The sequence below is a fragment of the Micromonospora sp. NPDC049107 genome (assembly GCF_040648595.1).
In the GTDB taxonomy this organism is placed as follows: Bacteria; Actinomycetota; Actinomycetes; order Mycobacteriales; family Micromonosporaceae; genus Micromonospora.
Genome location: NZ_JBEZEC010000007.1, coordinates 296,970 through 308,299, shown reverse-complemented (window position 1 = coordinate 308,299; position 11,330 = coordinate 296,970). Strand labels below are relative to the sequence as shown.

Below are 11,330 nucleotides of genomic sequence, written 5' to 3'. Positions count from 1 at the left end.
CGTGCCCCCGGTCATGCCAGCTCCTCCCGGATCCTGATCCGGCTGCCGACCAGGCGCGGGTCGCGCTGCTCGATCGCCGGCTCCCGGGTGCGTCGCCAGTCGGTCAGCGCGGTGCGGATGACCACCCGCGCCGGCCGGTCTGGATCAACGTGCCGGAAGATGAACGACGTGGTCACGATGGCGAGCGCGATCTCCCAGGCAGGGAAGAGGTCGACCGTCAACGTGAACAGCCAGTGGATGAACATGTAGAGGGGGACGAGCAGGATGAAGAGCCCGTACTGGGCGTAGGGCAGGTGGACCGGAAGGGTGTAGCCGGGCGGCCCGAGGTAGACCAGGCGGGCCCGGTAGATGTCGTCGTCGGTGCGCAGCCGCATCTGGTGACCGCGCCTATTCGAAGATCAGGTCGATCAGGTAATCGCCGACGAAGAAGAGTGTTGCCGCGCCGGCGATGAAGGCCAGCCCGACGATGGCGATCGCCGAGCTCGTCAGGACCTTGGAAATCTCGCCCCGACTGGCGCGACCGATGAAGATGACGCCCAGGACCGCGAGCAGGATCGGCGCGATCTTGCTGGCGAAGAAGGTGACCACACCGTTGGTGTCGATCCCCTTCGGTGCCGGCTCCGCGAGCGGAGCCGAGGCCAGGGTGGAGAGCGCGTGGGCGACGCCGGACGACGCCGTCTCCATGAGCTCGAAGGCGATCACTGGAACCTCCCCATATCGCGGCCGGCGGAGCCGCGGCGGTGCAGTAGGCAAGCCTGGCGGGAAATCTGCTCACAGGGCGGAGCGATTTCGACCCTGTGTTCGTTACTCACCACGGAGGGTGGCGAGCTTTGGGCGGTTTTTACCCGCTTCGGCCCTCCCTCCAGACTTCGCCATCTCCATGCTGGCCAATTCCAAAGCGTACGGGCCGCCCCGGATTGCGACAAGCCGCGAAGGGACTGCCTGTTGCTGCCCGGACGACCGATCGTACACCTGTTCCAATGCGCACGTCAGGGATGGTCGACCCGGGTGGCCGAGCTCCGTCGTCATGACCGGTACGGTCTAGTCGTGACCGATCTGGTACGGGCTCCGGGCCCGGTGGTGATGGGCGTCCTCAACGTCACGCCGGACTCCTTCTCCGACGGCGGACGGTACGCCGACCTCGACGCGGCCGTCGGACACGGCGTCCGTCTGCGCGAGGCCGGGGCGGACCTGGTCGACATCGGCGGCGAGTCGACCCGCCCGGGCGCCGACCGGGTCGACGCGGCGACCGAGGCCGAACGCGTACTGCCGGTCATCCGCGAGCTGAGCGCCGCCGGGGTGCCGGTCAGCATCGACACCAGCCGCGCGCGGGTGGCCGAGGCGGCGCTGGACGCCGGCGCCGTGGTGGTCAACGACGTCTCCGGCGGACTGGCCGACCCCGACATGGCCCGCGTCGTGCGGGACGCCGGCTGCCCCTGGGTCCTCATGCACTGGCGTGGCCACTCCCGGCAGATGCGTGACCTGGCCAGCTACACCGATGTGGTGACCGACGTACGCGTGGAGCTCGGGCAGCGCGTCGACGCTGCGCTGGCCGCCGGGGTGGCCGCCGACCGCATCGTCGTCGACCCCGGCCTCGGTTTCGCCAAGACGGCCGCCCACAACTGGGAACTCAGCGCGCGCCTACCGGAGCTGCTGGACCTCGGATACCCGCTGCTCTTCGGCGCCAGCCGCAAGTCCTACCTCGGTCGCCTGCTCGCCGCCGCCGACGGCACACCGCGGCCAACCGCCCAACGCGAGGCCGCCACCGTGGCCACCAGCGTGCTGGCCGTCGCGGCCGGTGCGTGGGGCGTACGCGTGCACGACGTGCGGGCCACCGCGGACGCGCTTGCCGTCTGGACCGCCACCGGCCGGCCGCGCCTCACGCCCGTCCGTCCCGACGGCCGGCCGGTCGGCCGTGCGGAGGCCATCCGATGAGTGACCGGATCCAGCTGACCGGCCTGCGGGCCCACGGCCGGCACGGGGTGTACGACTTCGAGCGGGAGCAGGGGCAGGATTTCGTGGTCGACGCCGTCCTCGAACTGGACCTCGGCCCGGCCGCCGCCAGCGACGACGTCAACGCCACGGTCCACTACGGCGAACTGGCCGAGCGGCTGGTGGCGGTGGTGACCGGAGAACCGGTCAACCTGATCGAGACCCTGGCCGACCGGCTGCTCACGGTCTGTCTGGCCGACGAGCGGGTCGTCACCGCGACGGTCACTGTGCACAAGCCGGAGGCGCCGGTGCCGCACACGTTCACCGACGTGGCCGTCACGATGACCCGGACGCGTACCCGATGACCCGGGCCGTGCTGTCGCTCGGCAGCAACCTCGGCGATCGCCTGGACCACCTCCGGACGGCCGTCGCGACGCTGGGTGACGCCGTGCTGGTGGTCTCCGGGGTGTACGAGACTCCACCGTGGGGAGACGCCAACCAGCCCGCGTACCTCAATGCGGTGGTGCTCGCCCAGGACGGGAGCGCGACCCCGCTCGACTGGCTGGCTCGGGCCCACGACGCGGAGCGCGCGGCCGGTCGGGTCCGTGACCCGGGGCGGCGGTTCGGGCCGCGCACCCTCGACGTGGACGTGATCGCGGTGTGGGGCGACGACGACGAGCCGGTGCTCAGCGACGAGGAGGAGCTGACCCTGCCGCATCCCCGCGCACACCTGCGCGCGTTCGTGCTGCGGCCGTGGATCGACATCCAACCGTACGGGCGGTTGCCCGGCCATGGCTGGCTGACCGACCTGCTCACCTCCGGCCCGGCCGCCGACGACGCGCTGGAACTGCGTCCCCGGCCGGAACTGACGTTAGAGTCGACGACATGACCCAGTGGAGCCGGCCGGCATGAGTCAGGCGAAGTCCCCACCGCCGGGCCCCGACGGGTCGCGGATGGGCCCCACCCGGATCTCGACGCTGGTCGTGGCGGCCCTGGCCGCGGCGGCGGTGGCCTGGCTGCTGATCAGCGCGCTCTACTACAGCGGCATCCCCCGCCTGCCGTGGCTGCCGGTGGTGACGCTGGCCGCGCTCGCGGTCCTGGAGGCGTACGCGGCCGTCAACACGCGCGGCCGCATCGACCGGAAGCCCGGTCGGGATCCGGTCAATCCGCTGCTGGTCGCCCGGTTCGTGGTGCTGGCCAAGGCGTCGGCGCTGGCGGGCTCCATCTTCGCCGGTTTCTACGCCGGGCTCAGCGGGTGGCTCTTCGTGGAGACAACCCGGGCGGCCACCGAGGACCGGCCGGCCGCCGGAGGCGGGTTGCTGGCGTCGCTGGCGCTGGTGGGCGCCGCGTTGTGGTTGGAACGTTCCTGCCGCGTCCCGGAGCGCCCGGACGACGAGCACGAGCAGGACCAGCGCGAGAGCCGCCCCGGCCAGCGCTGAGCAGGGGGTTACGTCCGGCTCCCACCGCGGGTACGGTGCCTCCGATCGGAGAGCAACGGCCGCCCCGGTCCATCCGGGTGCCGGGACGGAAGCGGCCGGCCACTGGGGAGGCGGTGCCATGGGGTACGAAGACACGGGCCGGGAGCGGTCGGTCGACCCCACGCCCGCGGTTCCCGCCGCCGTCCTGGAGAACGTCTTCGACGATCCCACCCACGGCGAGCCGGGCCGCGACCGCGTCGGCGTGCACGTGTTCTGGGAGTTCCTGCTGCTGGCCGGTCTGGCTGCCCTGGGCTGGCTGCTCTGGCGGGCCGACCCGGACGCGCTGCGCGGTGCCGACCTGCGCACGTTGCTGGTCGACGCGGTCGGCCTGGGGCTGCTCGCTCTCGCCGCCGGGCTGAGTCTGCGCACCGCCGCCCCCAACCTGGCCATCGGGCCGGTGGCGGTCGCCGCCGCGCTGCACTACGCGGAGCAGGGTGACCGGGGCCTGGCCGCGTCCGTGGGGTCGGCGGTCGTGGTCGCCGCGGTGGGTGGTCTCGTGCTGGCGCTCGCCGTGGTGGCACTGCAGGTGCCCGCGTGGGCGGCGAGCCTGGCCGGTGCCGCCGGCGTGGTGGTGTACATCGAACGCCGGTCTGCGCCGGTGCTGGTGCAGGGGGACTACGACCCGAGGCGGACGGCCGGCTACCTCTTCGCCGGGTTCGCCGCCGTCGCGGTCCTCGGCGGTCTGTTCGGCGCGATCCGCGCGATCCGCCGGTTGGTGGGCCGGTACCGGCCGGTTGCCGATCCGGCCCGGCGCCGGGGCGCGCTGGCCGCCGTGGTCACCGCGCTGGCGCTCGTCGGCTCCACCGTGCTGGCCGCGCTCGCCGGGGTCCTGCTCGCCGCCAACCCTCCCGGCGTCGTCACGCCCACTTCCGGGCTGGACTGGACCGTGCTGGCCATCGGTGTGTCCCTGCTCGGCGGCACCAGCGCGTACGGCCGGCGCGGCGGCGTGTTCGGCACGGTGCTGGCGGTCGGCCTGGTCACCGTCTTCGAGGCGTACGCGCCGGAGCGCGACTGGTCGGTGAGCCGCTGGGCGGTGGGCGGGGTGGCGCTCGGTGTCGGGCTGTTGGCGACCCGACTGGTCGAGACGTTCGGGCGGCCCCGGCCGGGTGTGGTGGAGAAGCCGGAGCCCGTCGGCGACGGCACGATCAGCTCGGGTTGGAGCGTGCCCCGGCCCCAGTCGGCCGACAACTGGCCGCCGACCCTGCCGACGCCGCCCGCGCCGGAACCGGCCGACCCGTGGCGGGATCCCCGCTGGGAGGACGGCCCGCGGCGCTGGGATGTCGGCGACCGGTGAGCCGTGTGGCGTCCGCCGAGCCGGCGGTGATCTCGACCGTTAGGCTCGCCGCATGACCGACACACCACCCGCCGCGCCCGGCGGAACCTCGTTCGAGGAACTCGACGCGCTGTCCACGGAGGAGTTGCGGGAGCGGGCGTTCGCCCTGGCCCGGGAGCGCCGCGACGTGGGCTTCTACTGGTCGGTGCTGCGCCATCTGCCGAACGCGGACGAGGCCACGGTGCTGGACGGCGCGCCGAACTCGATCGGCCCGACCATCGACGAGGCGAACGCGTTGTGGCGGGAGTTGACCGGGCACGGCTACGAGGAGTCGGCACCGCTGCTGCGGGCCGCCTTCATCGACTATCTGTTGAAGCACTGAGCCGCCCGACGCAGCCCAGGTCCGCCCGGTCGGCCGGCAGGGGCCCTGGGCGGATCATGGGATTGGTCCGTACGGGCCCGGTCAGCGGCTACGGGACGGCCGCCGGCACCGGCGCGCTCGCCGTACTGCTGCTGGTCGGCATCTGTGGCAGCCCGGCGTACACCGGTTGGGCCGCCGCGACGCTTACCGACCCGACCTCGGCGGGCGGCTTCTACCTGCGCCTGCTCGCCTGGCCGGCCTGGCGACTGGACGCGGACGGGCAGGCCGGCGGCCTGTTCGCCGCCGACCTGCGGGCCGTCGCGCTGGTGCTCCTGGCGGTGGCGCTGCTCTACCTGCTGCCCGCCGCGCAGGTGGCCCGGGTACCCGGGCCGGTCAGCCAGTTCTTCTCCGGCTGGGCCGCGTACGTGTTGGCCGGCGGGCTCGCCGCCGTGCTGGCGGCGCTCCTCGGCCCGGACCCGTCGCTGCTGAAGGCGCTGCAGGATGCGAGCAGCGGCGCCGGCTACGGCTTCCTCACCGGCTGGATCATCGGCACCGCGAGCCTCGGCGGCCGGGCCTAGCCGCCAGCCCAGCAGACCGGACCGGACCGCCAGCCGGCCAGCCCAGCGGACCGGGCCCAGCCGCCACGGCGAGCGGACTCAGCCAGGGGCCGCGTGGGCCGGCCGCTAGCGACCCGGGTCGAGCAGGCTCTGGCGGCTGAGCGCGCCCACCGGGCGGCCGTCGTCGGTCACCAGGAGGCGGTCCTGTCCCGACGTCAGCAGTGCCGCCAGGGCGTCGTACGCCGTGCCGTCGAGCCCCACGGTGGGCAGGTCGGCGGGGGCGTCGCCGGGCACGGGCTCCAGGGAATCCCGGTCGAGCGGGGTGACCGCCAACCGGCGGATGCCCCGGTCGGCGCCGACGAACTCCCGGACGAACGCGGTGGCGGGGGCGCCGAGCAGCGCGGCCGGCGTGTCGTACTGCTCGAGATGCCCGCCCTCGGACAGCACCGCGATCCGGTCGCCGAGCCGGACGGCCTCGTCGAGGTCGTGGGTGACCAGGACGATCGTCTTGCGGACCTCGGCCTGCAGGCGAAGGAACTCCTCCTGCAGGCGGGCCCGGACGATCGGGTCCACGGCCGAGAACGGCTCGTCCATCAGCAGCACCACCGGGTCGGCGGCGAGCGCGCGGGCCACGCCGACCCGCTGCCGCTGACCGCCCGACAGCTCGTGCGGATAGCGGCGGCCGAACTGGTTCGGGTCCAGTCCCACCAGGTCGAGCAGCTCGTCCACCCGGGCGCGGGTCCGCTGGCGGGACCAGCCGAGCAGGCCCGGGACGGTGGCCACGTTGGCCCGGACCGTCTGGTGGGGGAAGAGGCCGACGTTCTGGATCACGTAGCCGATCCGGCGGCGTAGCCGCACCGGGTCGGCGTCCGTGACGTCCTCGTCACCGAGCATGATCCGACCGGCCGTCGGCTCGATCAAGCGGTTGATCATGCGGAGCACGGTCGACTTGCCGCAGCCCGACGGGCCGATCAGCACCACCAACTCGCCGGCCCGGACGTCCAGGCTCAGCTCCTTAACGGCCTCGGTGCCGTTCGGGTAGCGCTTCTGGATGCCCTGCAGGGAGATCGACGCCGCGCGAGGGGATTCGGCCGCGCCGGGGGCCTCCGGGGTAACGTCCACGTATGTCCTTCCGCCTGAGCTACCGGGCCGACCCGGGTAACCCCTGGTTCTCCTGGCAGTACGTGCGGGACAACTCTGACACGATCCTTGCCGCCGTGCGCGAACACGCCTCCCTCACCGGGCGCGCGGTGCTGATCGCGGTGCTCATCGCCCTGCCGTTGTCCGTGCTCGCGTACTGGTTCCGTCCGTTGGCCGGCCCGATCCTCGGCGTCACCGGAGTGATCTACACCATTCCGTCGCTGGCGCTGTTCGCCTTCATCGCGCCGTACCTGGGTACCGGCGCCACCACCGTACTGGTCGGGCTGGTCCTGTACGCGCTGCTGCTGATCGTCCGCAACGTGGTGGCGGGGCTCAACCAGGTGCCGCCGGAGGTCGGCGAGGCCGCCGAGGGCATGGGCTACGGCCGGTGGCGGCGGCTGTTCCGGATCGACCTTCCGCTGGCCATCCCCGGCATCCTGACCGGGCTGCGGCTGGCCACCGTGTCGACCGTCGCGCTGGTCACGGTCGGGGTGCTGGTCGGGCACGGCGGCCTCGGGCAACTGATCTTCGCGGGCTTCCAGAACAACCTCTACAAGGCCGAGATCATGACCGGGACGGTGCTCTGCGTGGCGTTGGCGGTGCTGCTGGACCTGCTGCTGGTGCTCGTCGGCCGGCTGGTCACTCCCTGGGCCGCCCGGGGCGTCCGGTGAGCGCCGCCGCGAACCCCCTGCAGCAGGGGGTGCTCTGGCTCAACGACCCGCTGAACTGGACCAACCCCGGCGGCATCCTGGAGCGCCTCGGCGAGCACCTGACGATCTCTGCCCTGGCGGTGGCGCTCGGCTGCCTGGTGGCCTGGCCGGTCGGGCTCTGGCTCGGGCACGCCGGTCGGGGCGGCGGCCTGGTGGTGCTCGTGTCCAACGCCACGCTGGCCATCCCCACCCTGGCGCTGCTGACCATCCTGCCGCTGACGTTCCTCGGTTTCGGGCGTACGCCGGTGGTGGTGGCGCTCGCCGTCTTCGCCGTACCGCCGCTGCTGGCCAACGCCTACACCGGCGTACGCCAGGTGGACCCGGAGGCGCGCGACGCGGCCCGGGGGATGGGCCTGTCCGGCGGGCAGTTGCTGCGGCGGGTGGAGCTGCCGTTGGCGGTGCCGTACCTGGCCGCCGGCTTCCGGACGGCGGCCGTGCAGGTCATCGCCACGGCGGCGCTGGCCTCGTTCGTCAACGGCGGCGGGCTCGGCGAGATCATCCGTACCGGGTTCGGTCTGAGCATCGCCGTCGGCGGTGGGCAGATCGTGGCCGGCGGTGTGCTGGTGGCCGGGCTGGCGTTGCTGGCCGAGCTGCTGCTCGGGATCGTCGAACGCATGGTCACCCCGCGTCCGCTGCGCCAGGGCCGGCGGCGCGCGGGCCGTCCGCGACCCGCCGACGCCACCGGCCGCGCCTGACAGGTCACCGGGCGTGCTCCGTCCGGGTGAGTGGACGCCGAAGCGGCGACCAGCGGCGGGCCGGTCGGTGACGATGCGGTGACGAAGCCCATCCCGAGTTGTCGGTCGGCCGTGGACCATGTTGGGTGGGAATTGCGGGCGACCAACATCCAGGATCGCCCGTCGGACACGCGGCCGGCCCGGGACGGGTCGCGCCGGGACACGGAAGGCGGGCGGCACATATGCGCGCACGTACACGTCTCGCGATCGGCGCCGTCGGCGTCGTGGCCGGGGCAGCACTTCTCACCGGGTGTGGCGACGCCGGCTCGTCCGGCACCGACGCTCCCCAGACCAGCGCCTCGGGCGCCGGGTGCGCACCGGTCGCCGGCAAGCAGCTCATCGCGCTGACCGACGACAAGAAGCTCCAGAACTCCGACAACGTCCTCCCGGCGATCAACAGCAAGGTGGCCAACCCACAGCTGATCGCCGCGCTCGACAAGGTCTCCGCGACGCTCGACACGCCGAAGCTGGTCCAGCTCAACAAGGCGGTCGACGTCGACCGCAAGACCCCCAAGGTCGCGGCCGAGGAGTTCGCCAGCGCCAACAACCTCACCGCGGGCATCGCCAAGGGCCCGGGTGGCGAGATCGTGGTCGGCGCCGCGAACTTCAGCGAGAGCCAGATCCTGGGCGAGCTGTACCGCATCGCGCTCACCGGCGCCGGCTACCAGGTCAAGGTGCAGCAGATCGGCAACCGGGAGCTGTACGAGCCGGCGTTGGAGAAGGGCGAGGTCCAGGTCGTCCCGGAGTACGCGTCGACGATGGCCGAGTTCCTCAACACCAAGGCCAACGGCCAGAACCCCCCGCCCGTCTCCTCGCCCGACATCAACACCACGGTGACGGCGCTCAAGGCCGAGGGCGACAAGGTGGGCATCACCTTCGGTGCCCCGGCCGCCGCGCAGGACCAGAACGCCTTCGCGGTGACCCAGGAGTTCGCCGACAAGTACGGCGTACGGACCCTCTCCGAGCTGGCCGCGAAGTGCTCCGGCAGCGCCACCGTGCTGGGCGGCCCGCCGGAGTGCCAGCAGCGGCCGTTCTGCAAGCCGGGCCTGGAGAAGACCTACGGCCTCTCGGTGGGTTCGTTCTCCTCCCTGGACCAGGGTGGACCGCTGACCAAGAACGGTCTGCGTGAGGGCAAGATCAGTGTGGGCCTGGTCTTCTCCTCGGACAGTGCGTTCGCCACGAGCTGACGCTCTGCTACGGCGTGTGACGGACGCCCCCGCCCCGCAGGGGCGGGGGCGTCCGTCCGTCCGGGAACCGTTCCCTCCGGTGCGGATCGTCGGTAGGCTGCACTCCCATGCCAGCCCCGGTCACCTCCGACGCCCGGCGTCAACCGCTTCTGCTGACCGTGCTCTTCTGGGGCGGCGTGGCGCTGGCGCCCGTCGCGGCGTTGATTCTCCTGGTGGCTGACGGTAACGGTCCGCTGCGTCTCGCGGCGGTGCTCGCCATCGTGGCGGTGGTCCTGATCGGCCTCTCCATCGCGCTGCGCCCCGATGGGGACGGCACATCGGCGCGGGCCGACGAGCTGCTGGAGGAGATCGAGGAGTTGCGCCGGGAGTTGCGCGCCGAGATCGTGGCCGCCGCGCAGCGCGGTAACCAGGCGCTCGACCAGGCGCAGCGCGCCCAGGAGGGGATCGCCGCGGTCCGTCGCCGCCTCGACGCCACCGGTGCGGCCCTCGCTGGCGCCGCCCCGGCCGCCGAGCCGGCGGCGGCCAGCCGGGCCCGCGTGCCGTCCGTCGAGCCGGTGGACGACACCCCACCCGCCCGCAGCCGGGTACCGGTCCCCGGCGACACCCCACCCGCCCGCAGCCGGGTACCGGTCCCCGGCGACATCCCGGCCGCCCGGGTGCGGGTACCGGCTCCGGGCGAGGCCGCCGGTCGGATTCCGGCCCCGGCCACGGACGAGGACGCCCCTCGGGTGCGGGTGCCGGCACCGGACGAGGCGGCCGGTCGGTGGGGACGCGACGACCGTGCCGACGACGAACCGGCGTACCGCCACCGCGCCGCGGATGCTCCCGAGCCCACCGCCGGCAGCGTGTACGGCGCCACTGCGCGCCCGCCGGAGCACGACCGGGCGCGGGAGTACAACCCGCCGCGCGAGTACGACCGCCCGCGTGAGCGCGACCGCCCGGAGTCGACGCACCGGCCGGTCGGCGTGGTCCGGCACACCGAGACCGTGCACGTCACGACCCGGCACACCGTCGTCGACGGCGGTCCCGCCGAGTCGGGTGGGCGCTACGGCGCCGGGTACGGCGGCCAGTGGACCCCGCCGGCCCAGGAATGGACCCGGGGCGGCGGCGCCCAGGGGCGTGCCCGTTCCTGGGACGACGCGCAGGAGCCCCGGTCCGAGTACGCCGACGACGACCGCGAGCGCCGCGCCGACGACCGGTCCTGGGGTACGCAGCACGCCTCTCGGGGGGAGCCGGCCCCGGTTGGCCCCCGCGACGGTTCGGGATGGGGCGGGCCCGATCGTGGCGACGAGGTGCCCCGCAGGACGGCTCGCGCCGACGAGCCGGAGTGGACCGACCAGCGCGACGCCTACGCGCCGGCCGACGAGTCCGCGTGGGACGGTCGTTCGCAGCGCCGTGGCTGGTCGGAACAGGCCGAGCCGGAGCGCGCCGGCGCCCCGCAGCCCGGTCCCGCCCTGCGCGCGGACGACACCGGCGAGTACTGGTCCCAGCTTCGGGCCGGCGACCGGTGGGCGGCCGTCCGCGACGACGACAACGGCCGTGAGCTGCACGTCGGGGAACGCCGGGCCGAGGTGCACGCCGACGCCACGGGCACCGAGTACCGGATGGCGGACCGTTGGGCGTCCGTCCGCCACGAGGACGCCCGCCGCCACGAGGATCCGCGCCGGCAGGAGGACGCCCGCCGGCACGAGGATCCGCGCCGGCACGAGGATCCGCGCCGGCAGGAGGACGCCCGCCGCCACGAGGATCCGCGCCGGCAGGACGAACCTCGGCCGGCGTTGCCGGTCGGTGGCGTGGCCGTACCGGACGAGTGGCGTCCGCCGCGTCAGCGCGGCCACGAGCCGGAACCCGCCCCCGAGCGGGGTGGCCGCCGCCGGGTCGAGGAACGGTACGGCTACCCGCCGCAGGACGACGCGCCCCGTGCCGGCGGCGCCCCGATCACCGACCGCTGGCGCTGA

The 11,330-nt window shown here is 73.7% G+C and carries 14 protein-coding genes; 11 read left to right on the top strand and 3 right to left on the bottom strand.

What is annotated here, in order from left to right; genetic code table 11:
- Positions 1-11: 11 nt before the first annotated feature.
- Both AB0B55_RS19370 and AB0B55_RS19365 read right to left on the bottom strand, forming a co-directional pair.
- Positions 12-374 (bottom strand): hypothetical protein, encoded by a 363-nt coding sequence (locus tag AB0B55_RS19370; protein ID WP_204942430.1) that lies wholly within the window; start codon positions 372-374, stop codon positions 12-14.
- Between the two features lie 13 nt (positions 375-387).
- Complete coding sequence (locus tag AB0B55_RS19365) at positions 388-702, bottom strand: hypothetical protein (protein ID WP_053654780.1); 315 nt, start codon at positions 700-702, stop codon at positions 388-390.
- Between the two features lie 345 nt (positions 703-1,047).
- Here AB0B55_RS19365 and folP point away from each other — a divergent pair, with 345 nt between their 5' ends.
- The 7 genes from folP (at position 1,048) to AB0B55_RS19330 (ending at position 5,622) form a co-directional block, all read left to right on the top strand.
- Entirely contained in the window at positions 1,048-1,935 is an 888-nt protein-coding gene (gene folP / locus AB0B55_RS19360; protein WP_357132774.1) for a dihydropteroate synthase, read from the top strand.
- Entirely contained in the window at positions 1,932-2,297 is a 366-nt protein-coding gene (gene folB / locus AB0B55_RS19355) for a dihydroneopterin aldolase (RefSeq protein WP_357172616.1), read from the top strand. The genes folP and folB overlap by 4 nt, the downstream gene beginning before the upstream one ends.
- Complete coding sequence (gene folK / locus AB0B55_RS19350; RefSeq protein WP_357172613.1) at positions 2,294-2,821, top strand: 2-amino-4-hydroxy-6-hydroxymethyldihydropteridine diphosphokinase; 528 nt, start codon at positions 2,294-2,296, stop codon at positions 2,819-2,821. The genes folB and folK overlap by 4 nt, the downstream gene beginning before the upstream one ends.
- 19 nt (positions 2,822-2,840) lie before the next feature.
- A complete protein-coding gene (locus AB0B55_RS19345; protein ID WP_357172610.1) occupies positions 2,841-3,371 on the top strand; it encodes a DUF3180 domain-containing protein in 531 nt (176 codons plus the stop codon).
- A 118-nt stretch (positions 3,372-3,489) separates the two neighbouring features.
- Positions 3,490-4,704: an ABC transporter permease gene (locus tag AB0B55_RS19340; RefSeq protein ID WP_357172607.1), complete on the top strand. Its 1,215-nt coding sequence runs from the start codon at positions 3,490-3,492 to the stop codon at positions 4,702-4,704.
- A 52-nt stretch (positions 4,705-4,756) separates the two neighbouring features.
- Positions 4,757-5,065: a hypothetical protein gene (locus AB0B55_RS19335; protein ID WP_357132764.1), complete on the top strand. Its 309-nt coding sequence runs from the start codon at positions 4,757-4,759 to the stop codon at positions 5,063-5,065.
- Positions 5,066-5,121: 56 nt separating this feature from the next.
- Positions 5,122-5,622 (top strand): hypothetical protein, encoded by a 501-nt coding sequence (locus AB0B55_RS19330; RefSeq protein ID WP_357132762.1) that lies wholly within the window; start codon positions 5,122-5,124, stop codon positions 5,620-5,622.
- 105 nt (positions 5,623-5,727) lie between these two features.
- Here the strand turns inward: AB0B55_RS19330 and AB0B55_RS19325 are convergent, their stop codons facing one another.
- The gene (locus AB0B55_RS19325; RefSeq protein ID WP_357132760.1) at positions 5,728-6,723 is read right to left on the bottom strand and encodes an ABC transporter ATP-binding protein; all 996 of its coding nucleotides are present in this window, start codon (positions 6,721-6,723) and stop codon (positions 5,728-5,730) included.
- A gap of 2 nt (positions 6,724-6,725) precedes the next feature.
- On the opposite strand from AB0B55_RS19325, the gene AB0B55_RS19320 reads away from it, so the two are divergent.
- The 4 genes from AB0B55_RS19320 to AB0B55_RS19305 all read left to right on the top strand — a co-directional run bounded on the left by AB0B55_RS19320 (position 6,726) and on the right by AB0B55_RS19305 (position 11,330).
- The gene (locus tag AB0B55_RS19320) at positions 6,726-7,412 is read left to right on the top strand and encodes an ABC transporter permease (RefSeq protein ID WP_357132758.1); all 687 of its coding nucleotides are present in this window, start codon (positions 6,726-6,728) and stop codon (positions 7,410-7,412) included.
- The gene (locus AB0B55_RS19315; RefSeq protein WP_357172605.1) at positions 7,409-8,146 is read left to right on the top strand and encodes an ABC transporter permease; all 738 of its coding nucleotides are present in this window, start codon (positions 7,409-7,411) and stop codon (positions 8,144-8,146) included. Before AB0B55_RS19320 ends, AB0B55_RS19315 begins: the two co-directional genes overlap by 4 nt.
- A gap of 221 nt (positions 8,147-8,367) precedes the next feature.
- Positions 8,368-9,372 carry a glycine betaine ABC transporter substrate-binding protein gene (locus tag AB0B55_RS19310; RefSeq protein WP_357132754.1) on the top strand — a complete coding sequence of 335 codons (1,005 nt, stop codon included), beginning with the start codon at positions 8,368-8,370 and terminating at the stop codon, positions 9,370-9,372.
- Between the two features lie 107 nt (positions 9,373-9,479).
- Positions 9,480-11,330, top strand: a complete 1,851-nt coding sequence (locus tag AB0B55_RS19305; protein ID WP_357172602.1) for a hypothetical protein — start codon at positions 9,480-9,482, stop codon at positions 11,328-11,330.

Coding starts and splice junctions, on each gene's coding strand:
- AB0B55_RS19370 (WP_204942430.1), bottom strand. CDS start 374: ATGCGGCTGCGCACCGACGACGACATCTACCGGGCCCGCCTGGTCTAC.
- folB (WP_357172616.1), top strand. CDS start 1,932: ATGAGTGACCGGATCCAGCTGACCGGCCTGCGGGCCCACGGCCGGCAC.
- folK (WP_357172613.1), top strand. CDS start 2,294: ATGACCCGGGCCGTGCTGTCGCTCGGCAGCAACCTCGGCGATCGCCTG.
- AB0B55_RS19345 (WP_357172610.1), top strand. CDS start 2,841: ATGAGTCAGGCGAAGTCCCCACCGCCGGGCCCCGACGGGTCGCGGATG.
- AB0B55_RS19340 (WP_357172607.1), top strand. CDS start 3,490: ATGGGGTACGAAGACACGGGCCGGGAGCGGTCGGTCGACCCCACGCCC.
- AB0B55_RS19335 (WP_357132764.1), top strand. CDS start 4,757: ATGACCGACACACCACCCGCCGCGCCCGGCGGAACCTCGTTCGAGGAA.
- AB0B55_RS19330 (WP_357132762.1), top strand. CDS start 5,122: ATGGGATTGGTCCGTACGGGCCCGGTCAGCGGCTACGGGACGGCCGCC.
- AB0B55_RS19320 (WP_357132758.1), top strand. CDS start 6,726: ATGTCCTTCCGCCTGAGCTACCGGGCCGACCCGGGTAACCCCTGGTTC.
- AB0B55_RS19310 (WP_357132754.1), top strand. CDS start 8,368: ATGCGCGCACGTACACGTCTCGCGATCGGCGCCGTCGGCGTCGTGGCC.
- AB0B55_RS19305 (WP_357172602.1), top strand. CDS start 9,480: ATGCCAGCCCCGGTCACCTCCGACGCCCGGCGTCAACCGCTTCTGCTG.